The sequence below is a fragment of the Brevundimonas sp. LjRoot202 genome (genome assembly GCF_964253355.1).
GTDB lineage: Bacteria > Pseudomonadota > Alphaproteobacteria > Caulobacterales > Caulobacteraceae > Brevundimonas.
This window is the reverse complement of record NZ_CAXUQW020000004.1, coordinates 105,461-118,738: the sequence shown is the minus strand read 5'-3', so window position 1 is coordinate 118,738 and position 13,278 is coordinate 105,461. Positions and strand designations below refer to the sequence as shown.

General features: G+C 69.9%; 15 protein-coding genes. 5 read left to right on the top strand and 10 right to left on the bottom strand.

Going from position 1 to position 13,278, the window contains the following annotated elements:
- The first annotated feature begins 137 nt into the window (after positions 1–137).
- From ACSQ1L_RS10005 to ACSQ1L_RS09995, 3 genes are read left to right on the top strand one after another with little or no spacing between them, the layout of a single operon-like run.
- Complete coding sequence (locus ACSQ1L_RS10005) at positions 138–1,274, top strand: helix-turn-helix domain-containing protein (protein ID WP_435994478.1); 1,137 nt, start codon at positions 138–140, stop codon at positions 1,272–1,274.
- Positions 1,275–1,331: 57 nt separating this feature from the next.
- Complete coding sequence (ispG, locus tag ACSQ1L_RS10000) at positions 1,332–2,483, top strand: flavodoxin-dependent (E)-4-hydroxy-3-methylbut-2-enyl-diphosphate synthase (protein ID WP_435994589.1); 1,152 nt, start codon at positions 1,332–1,334, stop codon at positions 2,481–2,483.
- A 1-nt stretch (position 2,484) separates the two neighbouring features.
- Positions 2,485–3,084: a glutathione S-transferase N-terminal domain-containing protein gene (locus tag ACSQ1L_RS09995; RefSeq protein WP_435994476.1), complete on the top strand. Its 600-nt coding sequence runs from the start codon at positions 2,485–2,487 to the stop codon at positions 3,082–3,084.
- On the opposite strand, the gene ACSQ1L_RS09990 is transcribed toward ACSQ1L_RS09995, so the two are convergent.
- Positions 3,081–3,860: a sulfite exporter TauE/SafE family protein gene (locus ACSQ1L_RS09990; protein WP_435994474.1), complete on the bottom strand. Its 780-nt coding sequence runs from the start codon at positions 3,858–3,860 to the stop codon at positions 3,081–3,083. The genes ACSQ1L_RS09995 and ACSQ1L_RS09990 overlap by 4 nt on opposite strands.
- 140 nt (positions 3,861–4,000) lie before the next feature.
- Between ACSQ1L_RS09990 and prfA the strand changes: the two genes are divergently transcribed.
- Entirely contained in the window at positions 4,001–5,068 is a 1,068-nt protein-coding gene (prfA, locus tag ACSQ1L_RS09985) for a peptide chain release factor 1 (protein WP_435994472.1), read from the top strand.
- 29 nt (positions 5,069–5,097) lie between these two features.
- Here the strand turns inward: prfA and recF are convergent, their stop codons facing one another.
- From recF to rpsT, 5 genes are all read right to left on the bottom strand, one after another.
- The gene (gene recF, locus ACSQ1L_RS09980; RefSeq protein ID WP_435994470.1) at positions 5,098–6,231 is read right to left on the bottom strand and encodes a DNA replication/repair protein RecF; all 1,134 of its coding nucleotides are present in this window, start codon (positions 6,229–6,231) and stop codon (positions 5,098–5,100) included.
- A gap of 103 nt (positions 6,232–6,334) precedes the next feature.
- Positions 6,335–6,751, bottom strand: a complete 417-nt coding sequence (locus tag ACSQ1L_RS09975; protein ID WP_435994469.1) for an SseB family protein — start codon at positions 6,749–6,751, stop codon at positions 6,335–6,337.
- 3 nt (positions 6,752–6,754) lie between these two features.
- The gene (gene dnaN, locus ACSQ1L_RS09970) at positions 6,755–7,873 is read right to left on the bottom strand and encodes a DNA polymerase III subunit beta (RefSeq protein ID WP_435994467.1); all 1,119 of its coding nucleotides are present in this window, start codon (positions 7,871–7,873) and stop codon (positions 6,755–6,757) included.
- Between the two features lie 120 nt (positions 7,874–7,993).
- Positions 7,994–9,463: a chromosomal replication initiator protein DnaA gene (dnaA, locus tag ACSQ1L_RS09965; protein WP_435994587.1), complete on the bottom strand. Its 1,470-nt coding sequence runs from the start codon at positions 9,461–9,463 to the stop codon at positions 7,994–7,996.
- Positions 9,464–9,876: 413 nt separating this feature from the next.
- Positions 9,877–10,146 (bottom strand): 30S ribosomal protein S20, encoded by a 270-nt coding sequence (gene rpsT, locus ACSQ1L_RS09960; protein ID WP_324813111.1) that lies wholly within the window; start codon positions 10,144–10,146, stop codon positions 9,877–9,879.
- Between the two features lie 192 nt (positions 10,147–10,338).
- Here rpsT and ACSQ1L_RS09955 point away from each other — a divergent pair, with 192 nt between their 5' ends.
- Complete coding sequence (locus tag ACSQ1L_RS09955) at positions 10,339–10,551, top strand: hypothetical protein (protein WP_435994465.1); 213 nt, start codon at positions 10,339–10,341, stop codon at positions 10,549–10,551.
- Between the two features lie 4 nt (positions 10,552–10,555).
- Here ACSQ1L_RS09955 and ACSQ1L_RS09950 read toward each other — a convergent pair whose 3' ends face one another.
- From ACSQ1L_RS09950 to mutM, 4 genes are read right to left on the bottom strand one after another with little or no spacing between them, the layout of a single operon-like run.
- Positions 10,556–11,344, bottom strand: a complete 789-nt coding sequence (locus tag ACSQ1L_RS09950; RefSeq protein ID WP_435994464.1) for an enoyl-CoA hydratase-related protein — start codon at positions 11,342–11,344, stop codon at positions 10,556–10,558.
- Between the two features lie 27 nt (positions 11,345–11,371).
- On the bottom strand, positions 11,372–11,851 hold the full coding sequence (locus tag ACSQ1L_RS09945) for a hypothetical protein (protein ID WP_435994462.1): 480 nt from the start codon (positions 11,849–11,851) through the stop codon (positions 11,372–11,374).
- Positions 11,848–12,393, bottom strand: coding sequence for a DUF1697 domain-containing protein (locus ACSQ1L_RS09940; protein ID WP_435994460.1), 546 nt, complete (start codon positions 12,391–12,393; stop codon positions 11,848–11,850). The genes ACSQ1L_RS09945 and ACSQ1L_RS09940 overlap by 4 nt, the downstream gene beginning before the upstream one ends.
- Before the next feature lie 4 nt (positions 12,394–12,397).
- Positions 12,398–13,261: a bifunctional DNA-formamidopyrimidine glycosylase/DNA-(apurinic or apyrimidinic site) lyase gene (gene mutM, locus ACSQ1L_RS09935; protein ID WP_435994458.1), complete on the bottom strand. Its 864-nt coding sequence runs from the start codon at positions 13,259–13,261 to the stop codon at positions 12,398–12,400.
- Positions 13,262–13,278: the final 17 nt, after the last annotated feature.

The following is a 13,278-nucleotide window of genomic DNA, read 5'->3' as shown; positions in this document are numbered from 1 at the left end:
ACGCCTAACAAATCGTTGATCGGTCAGCTCAAATGAGTTATCCACAAGCCGGAGCCGGGTGGTTTGCGGGGGCGGACCCGAACTGTCATCCCGATATGATACAGCCCTCCGGTTCGAGTACGGCGCGTGAGGAGTCCTTGCGCGCGCCGAGTATGGGGTCAGGCCGGATGGCGCTGGATACGGGGAACATCCCGAAAGAGCTTCAGGATCATCCCGACTGGAAGGATGTTGCTCCTTCCATCACGGATGCGCCGACTCTCGGCGACGGCCTTCACGTCGCCAGAACCCATTCCGGCCGGTCCCTCGCCGAGCTTTCCAGCGTCACCCGGGTGCCCACGCGCTACCTGACGGCGCTGGAGCAGAACGATTTCTCGGTATTGCCCAACCGCGTCTTCTCGATCGGCTATGTCCGCGCCTACGCCGGCGCGCTGGGTCTGGATGAACAGCTGGCGGTCGAGCGGTTCAAGCGCGAGAGCCCCGACCCCTCGGTGCCGCTGCAGCCGCCGGTCGGCGTGGCCTTCGAGGAGGTGAAGCGCTATTCGCCCCGCCTCATCGCCGCCGGCCTGGCGCTGGTCCTGGCCGTGGTCGGCTGGAACGTGTTCCAGCGCGTCAGTCTGATGCGCGCGCCGCAGCCGTCCGACCTCGCCGCCGTCCCGGAAAGCTGGACCCTCGGCGCCGTGCCGGGGCAGGGGCAGTTCATGCGCTTGACCGCGCCGCGTCCGGCCCCGCCGGACCAGACGGTGCCGGCCCTCTACATCACGCCCGGACTCGAGGCTGAGCTGACCGGCATCGATCCCGCCTCGCCGGAAGGCATAGCCGCGGCCGCGGCCGCCGCGCCGCCGGTGCAGAAGGCCTTCAACCCACGCGGAGCCGTCTACGGGGCGGCCGCCAACGCCTCCCGGGTGGTGCTTCAGGCCCGCAACTCCGCCTATCTGATCGTGCGTATGTCTGACGGTCGCGTGCTGTTCGCGCGACAGCTCGCCGCCGGCGACGCCTGGCGCGCGCCGGTGGGCGTCTCGGCCACGGTCGAGGTGCAGGACGTGTCGGCCTTCGACGTCTATCTGAACGGCGAGCACGGCGGCGCGCTCGAGGCCGTCCAGACGCCGCTGGAGCGGTTGAACTCGCGGGCCCAGACCCTCGCCCGGCAGGCGGCCGCCGCCATCGCGGCGCGCACCGAGGCCGCGCGGACCGCGGCCGTCCAGGCGCAGGCCCAGGCCCAGCTCCAGGCCGCTTCGGCCATGCAGGGATCAGCCGCCGACACCGCCGGAGGCTGATCCGCGACGTCCTGCGTCGTGGCCATGCCGCAATCCAGCGCCTATGTTGCTCCCGACATGAGCCACGACCACGCATCCGAACTCGGGCACGTCCGCCCGTGGCGCCATATCGAGCGCCGCAAGAGCCGCCAGATCATGGTCGGGCGGGTGCCCGTGGGCGGCGACGCGCCGATCACGGTCCAGTCGATGACCAATACGCCGACCTCGGACGCGGCCGCCACGATCGACCAGATCCGCCGGCTCGAGGAAGCGGGCGCGGACATCGTCCGCGTCTCCTGCCCGGACGAGGAATCCACCGCGGCCTTCCGCACCATCGCGCGCGAGTCCCGCGTCCCGCTCGTGGCCGACATCCATTTTCACTACAAGCGCGGCATCGAGGCGGCCCAGGCCGGCGCAGCCTGCCTGCGCATCAACCCCGGCAACATCGGTTCGCCCGACCGGGTGCGCGAGGTCATCCAGGCCGCCAAGGACCACGGCTGCTCGATGCGCATCGGCGTCAACGCCGGATCGCTGGAGCGGGACCTGCTGGAGAAGTACGGCGAGCCCTGTCCCGACGCCATGGTCGAGAGCGCCCTGAACCACGCCCGTATCCTGCAGGACCACGACTTCCACGAGTTCAAGATCTCGGTGAAGGCGTCCGATCCCTTCCTGACCGTGGCCGCCTACCAGCAGTTGGCCGAGGCCATTGACTGCCCGCTCCACCTCGGCGTCACCGAGGCGGGCCCCTTGCGCACCGGCACCATCAAGTCGGCCATCGGCATGGGCTCGATGCTGTGGGCCGGGATCGGCGACACCATCCGGGTGTCGCTGGCCGCCGACCCGGTCGAGGAGATCAAGGTCGGCTTCGACATCCTCAAGTCGCTGGGCCTGCGCCACCGGGGCGTCAACATCATCGCCTGCCCGTCCTGCGCGCGGCAGGGCTTCAACGTCATCGAGACCGTCGGCGTGCTCGAGGAGAAGCTGGCCCACGTGACCACGCCGATGTCGCTGTCGATCATCGGCTGCGTCGTCAACGGCCCGGGCGAGGCCCTCTACACCGACGTCGGCTTCACCGGCGGCGGCAAGGGCTCGGGCATGGTCTATCTGAACGGCAAGACCGCCCACAAGCTGGCCAACGACGGCATGATCGATCACATCGTCGAACTGGTCGAAGCCAAGGCGGCCGAACTGGACGCCGCCCGAACCGCCGCCCTCGAAGCCGCCGAGTGACATGAAGCTCTACATCACCGTTCCCTCTCCCTACGCCCGCAAATGCCGCATCGTGGCGCGTGAGAAGGGGCTGGCCGACCGCATCGAGGAGATCGCCGTCGATCCCTACGCCAATGCGCCCGAGCTGCTGTCCTCCAATCCGCTGGTCCAGGTGCCGACCCTGATCGCGGGCGACGGCCTGCCGCTCAACGACAGCCCGGTGATCTGCGAATACCTCGACGCCATGGGCGCCGGCCCGCGGCTGCTGCCCGAGGGTGGCGCGGAGCGGCTGCGGGTGCGGCGGCTGGAGACCCTGGCCAACGGCGCGCTCGAGATGGGCGTCAAGCTGGTGTTGGAGAAACGCCGGCCCGAACACGAACGCTCACCGTCGTGGGTCGAGCGCTGGACGGCGAACATGGGGCGGGCGCTGGATGGGCTGGAAGCGGCGGCGCCCGACGCGGCGCGGCTCGACATGGGCGTGATCACCGCCGGCGTGGCGGTGACCTGGATCGGCTTCCGCCACCCGGACTACGACTGGAAGACCGGCCGGCCCGGTCTGGTCGCGTTGCAGACGGCGCTGGAGGCGCGGCCGAGCTTCCTGCAGACCCGGCCGGACGCCTAGGCCAGAACCCCGGCCAGCTGCAGCCCCTGGAAACTCGCCAGCGCGAGCAGCAGGACCCCGACCGCATAGGTCAGCATCCGTCGCGGCACCCGTTTGGCGATCAGACCGGCGAAAGGCGCGGCCGCCAGGCCGCCGACCACCAGGCCGCCCACTGCGGCGGCGTGGTTCTGCAGGGCGTCCGCGTCGCGCCAGTGACCCGAGAGCAGGGCCCAGACGAAGGCGGCGCTGATGGCCACGGCGAGGAAGAATTCGGCGGTGTTGACCGTGCCGATGGCGCGCCGCGGCTCCTGTCCGGCCCCGACCAGGGTCGAGGACACTGTCGGCCCCCAGCCGCCCCCGCCGACGGCGTCCAGAAAGCCGCCGACCAGTCCCAGCGGCCCGGTGATCCATGAGGATATGCGGCGGATGCGGATGTCATGCCCGGCCCGCCACAGGATGTAGACACCCATCAGCGCCAGATAGGCGATCACGAACGGCTTGATGACGTCGCCCCGGACGCCGGTCAGCACATAGGCGCCGAGACAGCCGCCGATCACGCCGGCGATCGCCAGCGGCGCCAGCAGCCGCCACTCGACGTTCCGGTGCCAGATGTGGCTGCCGGCCGAGGCCGCGGTGGTGAAGACCTCGGCCCCGTGCACGCTCGCCGAGGCGGTCGCGGGCGGCACGCCGACGGCGAGCAGGACCGAAGAGGAGATGACGCCATAGGCCATGCCCAGGGCGCCATCCACGGCCTGGGCCAGAAAACCGACCATCAGGAAGAGCAGAAACGTATCCATTCACCCCCCTTTTGCGCCGGCGAAGCGTTGCCGTCTCGGATGAAAGGCGAGGCGATGCAATTGGTTGCCCGGCGGTCCATCGACAGATTGCGGCCCGTCGCGCTAAGGCTCCCGTCCCGCCAACCAAGGAAGCCTCCCCCTTGCGACTGCCCCAGGCCCGGCTCGATCAGGTGCTCGACCGCTTCCATCAGGTGGAAGCGCGCATGGGCGCGGCCAGCGACGGTCAGGAGATCGTGCGCCTGTCGAAGGAGCACGCCGAGATGAAGCCGGTCGCCGACGCCGTCATGGCGCTGGCGAAGACGCGGGCGGAAATGGCCGACCTGGAGGCCATGGCCGCCGATCCTGAAATGGCCGAGATGGCCGCCGAGGAACTGCAGTCACTCCGCGAGGCCCTGCCCGATATGGAACGCGACGTGGCCCTGCTGCTGGCCCCGCGCGACGCCGACGAGAACGCCTCGGCGGTGCTCGAAGTCCGCGCCGGCACCGGCGGCGACGAGGCGGCCCTGTTCGCCGGCGACCTGTTCCGCATGTATTCGCGCTACGCCTCCACGCGCGGCTGGCGGGTCGAGGTCGACTCCGCCACCGAGGGCGAGGCCGGCGGCTACAAGGAGATCATCGCCACGGTCACCGGCGAGGGCGTGTTCGGCCGGCTCAAGTTCGAGAGCGGCGTGCACCGCGTCCAGCGGGTGCCGACCACCGAGGCCGGCGGCCGCATCCACACCTCGGCCGCGACGGTCGCCGTCCTGCCCGAGGTTGAGGACGTCGAGATCGAGATCCACGACAAGGACATCCGCATCGACACCTTCCGCGCCTCGGGCTCGGGCGGCCAGCACGTCAACAAGACCGACTCCGCCGTCCGCATCACCCACATGCCCTCGGGCATCGTGGTGACCTCGTCGGAGAAGAGCCAGCACGTCAACCGCGACAAGGCCATGAAGAACCTGCGCGTCCGCCTCTATGACATGCAGCGGCAGGAGAAGGACCTCGCCCGCTCCAGCGCCCGCAAGTCGCAGGTCGGCTCGGGCGACCGGTCCGAGCGCATCCGCACCTACAACTTCCCGCAGGGGCGGGTCACCGACCACCGCATCGGCCTGACCCTGCACAGCCTGCCGCAGATACTCGAGGGCGACCTCGACCCGATGCTCAACGCCCTGATCGCCGAGGACCAGGCCGCGCGCCTGGCCGATCTGGAAGCGGAACTGGGGTAGGGGATTCCCCCTCCCGGCGGGAGAGCGGACTACTCCTCCACCGTCAGCGCCCCGCCCTCGACCCGCACGAACTGGGCCCGCCCCCGCAGCGGCTCGAACAACTCCGCCTCGGTCCCGGTCAGAAACGCCTGCAGTCCCAGCGCCTCGATCTCGTCGAACAGGGCGGCGCGACGGCGCGTGTCGAGGTGGGCCGGGGCCTCGTCGAGCAGCAGGATCGGCGCGGCGGCCTGTCCCGCCAGCCGCGCGATCTGGGCGAGGATCAGGTTCAGCACCAGCGCCTTCTGCTCGCCCGAGGAGCCCTCGGCGGCCGGCCGGTTCTTCTCGCGGTGCAGGGCGGTCAGGTCGGAGCGGTGCGGGCCGTACAGCGAGCGCCCGGCGGCCGCGTCGCGGGCGCGGGACCGGGCCATACCCTCGCGGATCGCCGCCGCGATGGCGTCGGGCCCCGCTCCGGCGGCGGCCATACCTTCGGCCTCGCCGGTCAGGCCCAGGTCGGCCTGCGGGAAGGGGCGGTCGCCACGGTCGTCGATGGCCGCCTGAAGAGTGACGAGGGCGGCGGCGCGGGCGAGGGCGGCGGCGGCCCCGGCCTCGCCGAGCCGCAGCTCCAGCGCATCCAGCCATAGCGGATCGGCGGGCTGCCCCTCGGACCCGTCGGTCAGCAGCCGCAGCCGCTCGCGCAGCGCCTTCTCATAGGCCGCGACCGAGGCGGCGTGGTCCGGGTCCGCCGCGAACACCAGCCGGTCGAGGAATTTCAGCCGGGCGGCGCGGGCGTCCGAGAACAGCCGGTCCTGCTCGGGCGTCGCCCAGACCGGACGCAGATGATCCAGCAGCCGCCCCGGCGGCGCCGTCTCGCCGTCGATGCGCACGATGCGCCGCGCCGCGCCCGCCGCCTGCACCCCGGTGCCCAGCTTCGTCTCGCCGTCGCCGTCCGTGAGCACCGCCGCGACGGCCCAGGCCCGTCCGGTCGTCTCCCCGGGCTCTCGCCGCCCCATCTCCGGCGCGCTCGCCCCGCGCAGTCCCTTGCCCGGGGTGAACAGGCTCAGCGCCTCCAGCAGATTGGTCTTCCCCGCCCCGTTCGGCCCATGCAGCACCACCGTCCCCGCCGCGATGGACAGGGTCGCGCTAGCATAGGAGCGGAAGTCGGTGAGGGTGAGGGCGGTGATCAAGGGTGTGGCGAGGGGCTGGAGATGAGTGGCTGGATCGAGCGCATCCGCCGCCACCAATCACTAGTCACTATTGAGCGCCTTCCCAACCGGCCGATGCCAGGCCCTACCGGCTTCGGCCCGCCGGAACGCCGCGTGCCTTCATCTGGGCGACGCCGAAGGGCGGCATGCTGAAGCCGACGGCCTCGCCGGGATTCACGGCGATGCCGTATTCGTCGCCAACCACATTCAGAATCCAATCGGCGCGAACCAGAAGCGCGTGGGGATATTGAGGCGCGTTGCGGGACCAGTTCGAGCATTTCCCGGCCGTGGTGAAGACGACGAGCGCGAGATAGCCCTGCGGCGTCGACACCGTCAGTGGGGAGAGGGCCTGAGGGTCAGGGCCCGGGTCTTCCGCAAGCATGACGACGACGTACGAGTTCATGAACGCCGACGCGAGCTCATCAAGGCTTCCGCCGTCTTGTGCGGCGATGATCGCCGCTTCGAGCGCCGCGCCAGCCTCCTCCGGCGGGGGGGTCTGCACGCCCTACACCCGCAGCGGCATCAGCACGTACTGCACGCCCGGGTCGCCCGGATCGAGGACCAGCGTCGGGCTGGCCGGGTCGGCGAATTTGAAGTGGGCGGTCTCGCCGGTGATCTGACCCGCCACGTCCAGCAGGTAGCGCGCGTTGAAGCCGATCTCGAACGGCTCCTCGGAATAGCCGATCTCGACCTCCTCGACGCCTTGGCCGGCCTCCATGTTGCGCACCGTCAGGGTGACGCGGTCCAGCTCGAAGGCCAGCTTCACCGAGCGGCTCTTCTCGGCCGAGATGGTGGCGACGCGGTCGACCGCCGAGGCGAAGACGGCGTTGTCGATGTCGGCCTGCTTGTCGTTGCCCTTGGGGATGACGCGCATGTAGTCGGGGAAGGCGCCGTCGATCACTTTGGATGTCAGGGAGGCCTGACCGAACTCGAAGCGGATCTTCTGCGGGCTGACCATGACCTCGACCGGGCCGGAGCCGTCGTCGAGCAGGCGCCGGACCTGGTCGATGGTCTTGCGCGGCACGATGACGCCGGGGCCGCCGGCGGCGCCCTCGGGGGCCGGGGTCTCGGCCAGGGCGAGGCGGTGGCCGTCGGTGGCCACGGCGCGCAGCAGGGGAATGCCGGCCTCGGCCACGGTGTGGAGATACAGGCCGTTCAGATAGTAGCGGGTCTCTTCGGTCGAGACCGCGAACCGGGTCTTGTCGATCAGCCGGGCCAGGTCTTCCTTGGGCAGGGCGAAGCGCGTGCCGTTGGTCTCGGTCGACATGACCGGGAAGTCGCCGGCCGGCAGGACCGGCAGGTTGAATTTGGAGCGCCCGGCCTGGACCACCAGCCGGGGATCGTCGCCGGAGTAGCTCAGCGACACCTCGGCGCCGTCGGGCAGCTTGCGGACGATTTCATAGAGGGTGTGGGCCGGGGCGGTGATCTGGCCCTCGACGTTCACCTGGGCTTCGGCCTCGTCGACCATCTCCATGTCGAGGTCGGTGGCCGCGAACGACAGCTTGTCCCGACCCGCGCTGAGCAGGACGTTGGACAGGATCGGAATGGTGTTGCGCCGTTCCACCACGCTCTGCACGTGCCCGAGGGCCTTGAGGAGCGCGGATCGTTCGATGGTCAGCTGCATGTCGTCTCGCCCGGGGTGCGGCGACTCAAAGCGTCACCGCGAGTAGAGGGCCTTGGACACTAGCGGATTGACGCGCGGGAGCAACGGGGGAGGCGAACGCCGCCCCCGCTGTCCACAGGGTCAGCCGCGCAGCTTGCGCGTCAGGGCCTCGACGTCCCGGGCGATCTGGTCGTCCTGGGCGATCAGCTCCTCGATCTTGCGCACGCCGTGCAGGACCGTGGTGTGGTCGCGCCCGCCGAAGCGGCGGCCGATGTCGGGATAGGAGCGGGTGGTGTGCTGCTTGCACAGCCACATGGCGATCTGGCGCGGCCGGGCGACCGAACGGGTGCGGCGCTCCGACAGCAGGTCAGCCTGCTTGAGGGTGAAATGCTCGGCCACCGTCTTCTGGATCTCGTCGACGGTGATGCGGCGCTCCGGTCCGCCGCGCAGGGCCGAGCCCAGCAGCGTCTGGACCTCGTCGACGGTCAGGGTCGACAGCCGGGCGCCGGCGACGGCGGCGAGGGTGTTCACCGCGCCTTCCAGTTCGCGCATCGAGCCGGGGGTGCGGTCGACCAGGTGCTCCAGCACGTCGGGCCGGGCCTCGCCCGAGACCACGCCGAGGCCGGCGAGGGCGGCGATGCGGTTGCGGGCGACGGCCAGCTTGAGGGCGCGGTCGGCGGGCTCGACCGGGCAGGTCAGGCCCGAGGCGAGGTGGCTGCGCAGGCGCGGCTCGACCTCGGTCAGGGCCATCGGCGGCCGGTCGGCCGACAGGATGATGCGTTTGCCGTCCTCGATCAGGCAGGTCAGGGTGGCCAGCAGTTCGTCCTGGGTCGAGGCCTTGCCGCCGACGAACTGGACGTCGTCGATCAGCAGCATGTCGGCGCCGCGCAGGCTTTCCTTGAAGGCCGCGGTCGAGCGGTCCTGCATGGCGCGCACGAAGGTCGACAGGAAGCGTTCGGCGGTCAGATAGACCACCTTGGCGTCCGGGCGCAGGCGCTGGGCTTCCCAGGCGATGGCGTTGAGCAGGTGGGTCTTGCCGTAGCCGTAGGGGCCGCAGAAGAAGATCGGGTTGAAGTGGCCGTCGGCCCAGGCCGCAGCCTGGCGGGCGATGGCGAGGGCGAAGGCGTTGCCCTGACCTTCCACGAAGCTGTCGAAGTTGAGCCGCTCCTGCAGGCCGGCGGCCCGCACGGCGCGGGCGCCGTCGGCCACGGGACCGACGGTGGCCAGCGGCATCGGCATGACGGTCGCGGCGGCGGGCGCCTCGGCGCGGCCGGCGGCGACCTGCGAGGCCGGCGGGGTCGAGCCCATCTCGGCCCGGCAACGGACCTCGAGCCGACGCGACAGGCCGTCCAGGCCCAGCCACAGTTCGTTCATGCGGCGCAGGGCGTTCTTGCGCACCCAGTCACGGGCGTAGGCGGTGGGGGTGACGAGGATCAGCTGGCCGGCGCCGTCGGCGCGCACCGCGGAGGGCGCGATGTAAGAGCTGAAGGCTCCTTCGCCGATCTCGCCGCGCAGGCGGCCCGCCGCCTCGGTCCAGATACGATCCGGATCGGTCATCCCCGCCATTTGCGCGCCCCCCACCATGTTCAGCCACCCGCCGTTAGATCCCATCACCGACGCCCTTCTGAGCGGCCTGGATCGGGGACGACTTCTCCTGACCGGTGCGGCTGGGCGCCGCCCGGGGTGGGGTCATGCTCTCGATCAGACATCTCACGCCGACGCGAAACGGGTTCCGCGCCGTGTTCATCCGTGGGGATGGAAGTGCGTTAGAGCGCCAAACTTACGCCGGGATCGGAGGGCGTCAACGCTGATTCGATTCGCGATTTGCAGTTAAATTGTTTGACTCCGCTAAAGCCAAACGCCGTCAGCGGAATCCCCCATTTCGCCACCGGGGGGAGCCCGATTTCAGGCGAGGGAGGTTAGCGGCGCACGTGCAAACGGCGAGGGAGCGGTTGCGCCCTCGCCGTTGAATTTTCTCGTATTTACCGTGACAGGCCTGTGAAAGGCCGTCCGGCGCCGTCGGATCAGGCGGCCGACATTTTCTTCAGTTGGGCGGCCAGGCGGGACACCTTGCGCGAGCCCGTGTTCTTGTGAACCACGCCCTTGGTGACGGCGCGCATCAGCTCGGACTGCGCCTCCACGAAAGCGGCCTTGGCGGCGCCGGCGTCGCCGCCCGTCACGGCTTCCTGGAACTTGCGCAGGAAGGTGCGGACGCGCGTGCGGCGCGCCTTGTTCACTTCGGTGCGGGCCGCGATCTTGCGGATCGCTTTCTTGGCGCCGGGGTTGTTGGCCATCAGTCAAACCTTCGAACGGAAAACGCCGCGGAGCACTCGTCCACGGCGCGAAAATCTCAAGAGCGCGCGGCTATAGCCGAAAGGGGCGGAGGGTTCAAGCGCCACGCGACAGGTCCCGGGGCGTGGACCGGGCGGCGACCTGAAACCGCACCGGGCCGGGACCGTTGTCCCTGCATCAAGGGAGAATGAGCCATGCGCATCTATCGCGTCACCGTCGGCGTCGAAGGCGGGACGCCACGAGTCCTGAAGGTGCCGTCGAAGACGGACGTTCAGGCCGGCGACGCCGCCGCCGCCCTGATGAAGAAGGATGAGGCCATCCTGTCGATCGAGGAGACGGACGATCCGTACCAGGAGGTCGACACCCCGCCGGCCGGCACCCAGACCCATCCGGATCAGATCACCTGAGCGCCTAGCGACCGGTGAAGGTTGGCTTCCGCTTCTCGACGAAGGCGGCCATGCCCTCCTTCTGGTCCTCGAAGGCGAACAGCGAGTGGAACAGGCGGCGCTCGAACTGGACGCCCTGGGTCAGGGTGGTCTCGAGGGCGGCGTTGACCATCTCCTTGTTCGCCATGACGGCGAGCGGGCTCTGGGCGGCGATCTTCGCGGCGATCTTGCGGACCTCGTCGAGCAGGGTGTCGTGCGGGACGACGCGGCTGGCGAGGCCGGCGCGCTCGGCCTCAGCGGCGTCCATCATCCGGGCGGTCAGGACCATGTCCATGGCCTTGGCCTTGCCGACGAGGCGGGTCAGGCGCTGCGAGCCGCCGATGCCCGGGGCGACCCCGAGATTGATCTCGGGCTGGCCGAATTTCGCCTTGTCCGAGGCGACGATGAAGTCGCACAGCATGGCCAGCTCGCAGCCGCCGCCGAGGGCGAAGCCATTGACCGCGGCGATGATCGGCTTGCGGAAGCGGGTGATGCGGTCGTGGCCGAGCGAGAAGAAATTCGCCTTGTACATGTCGGCGTAGGACTGGTCCGACATCTCCTTGATGTCGGCGCCGGCGGCGAACGCCTTGTCGCCCGAACCGGTCAGGATCAGGCAGCGCACGGTGTCGTCATGCTCGACCGCGTCGAGGAAGGCGGCGAGGTCCCTGAAGAGCTGGGAGTTCAGCGCGTTCAACGCCTCGGGCCGGTTCAGGGTCACCACCGCATAGCCGTCGGCGTGGCGCTCGATGAGCAGGGTGGAATAGCTGTCCGCCATGGGGGTCTCCTCTGTCGTCAGAGCCGTTTAGCGGCGCCGACGGACCAGCAAAAGGGTCAGCACGGACCGCACGCCTTCGGCGAGGACGATCTCCAGCAGCAGCAGATTGGCCAGCAGCAGCGGAGCCCGGCTGAAAACCGTCGCTCCGACGCCGACCGAGTACTGCCGCTCAATCCAGATCGCCGCTCCCCAGAGCCCCGCGAGCGTCAGGACCAGCAAGGTGATGAGGACCACCAGCGCGACCTGCCCGGCGATCAGGGCGGCGTCGGTCAGCGCCTGATCCTGCGCGGGCCGATGGCGCCGCTGGAACCATGCCATCACCCCTGCCAGCGCGGCCTCGGCGATGACGAACACCACAAGGGCCGTGGCGAAGGCGAGGCCGGTCGCAACTGCGGGATCGGGATGAGCCGGATCCCACAGGATCGGAACGACATGAACCGCATAGGCGCCCCAAACGACCAGGCCGACCAGAACGCTGGCCCAGAGCTGTTTCTCCCGCAGACTCATGTCCCGATCTCCACGCCCGCCATGCCGCCCAGCTTCAGCACAGTGTTCCAGTTGCGGCCCGTGCCCATGCCCAGCAGGCGCGGCGTGGCCTTCTTGAAGATAGCGGACTCGCCTTGGCCCTCGGGGAACCAGAAGTACAGGACGTCCCCGACCGCCTCGACCCGCTCGCCGTCTTCCGCCAGTTCGCGACACGCCTCCAGCGCGCCGGGCTTGATCCCGTCCTTCATGACCATGGCCACCACCTTGGCCGGATGGGCGGCCGCCTCCTTCGGGAAGGGATTGGCGGCGATCAGCTTCGCCCACTGGTCGGGGGTCCGGACCATGGCGGCGACCTTGAGCCCGAAGGTGCGCTCCATCGCCGCCTCGATGTCCTGCTCCAGCGCCGCCGTCGCCTTGCCGCTTTCGACGACGAGGTTGCCGCTGGCCTGAAGGGTGCGCGGGTTCTTCAGCCCCATCTCCTCCGCCATGGCCCGCTGTTCGCCGACTGGGGCGCGCACGCCGCCGGTGTTCATGCCGCGGAACAGGATGATGCGTTGGGTCATGCACTCACCGCTTCTGGCAAGAGGGGCAGTAGAAGGTCGAGCGCCCGGCCTGGACGATGCGTTTGACCACGCCGGTGCAGCCTTCGCCCAGGCAGGGTTTGCCCTCGCGGCCGTAGACGTCGAAGCGGTGCTGGAAATAGCCCTGCCCGCCGTCGGCGTTCGCGAAGTCGCGCAGGGTCGAGCCGCCCGCGGCGATGGCGTCGTTGAGCACGTCGCGGACGACGGCGGCAAGGGTTTCGAGGCGCGGCCGCGAGACCTTACCCGCCGCGACCAGTGGCGAGATGCGGGCGCGGTAGAGGGCCTCGCAGACATAGATATTGCCCAGGCCGGCGACGATGCGCTGATCCAGCAGGCTGACCTTGATGTTCTGTTTCTTGCCGGCGAAGGCCCCGGCGAGATGGGCGCCGGAGAAGCCGTTGCCGAGCGGCTCGGGACCGAGGGCGGCGAACCACGGATGGGCCTCGACCTCGGCCGTCGGGATCAGACCCATGAAGCCGAAGCGGCGGGCGTCGGCGAAGCCGAGCCGGGTGGCGACGGCCCCCTTCACGGCGCACAGGCTGAGGTGTTCGTGCTTGCCGGCGATCGGCGCGGCCTCCTCGAACTCGCCCAGCTGTTGGCCGTCGAGGGTGAAGCGGCCGCTCATGCCCAGATGGGTGACCCAGGTCTCGCCGGTCGACAGCGGCATCAGCAGGTATTTGGCGCGGCGGTCGATGCGCTCGACGGTGGCGCCGTCCAGCCGTTCGGGGAAGCGGTCGGGAAAGGGGAAGCGCAGGTCGGGGCGGTTCTGGCGGACGCGCGCCAGGCGCGCGCCCGCGAGCACCGGCTCCAGGCCACGGCGGACGGTTTCGACCTCGGGAAGCTCGGGCATGCGAAACGGATACCCCG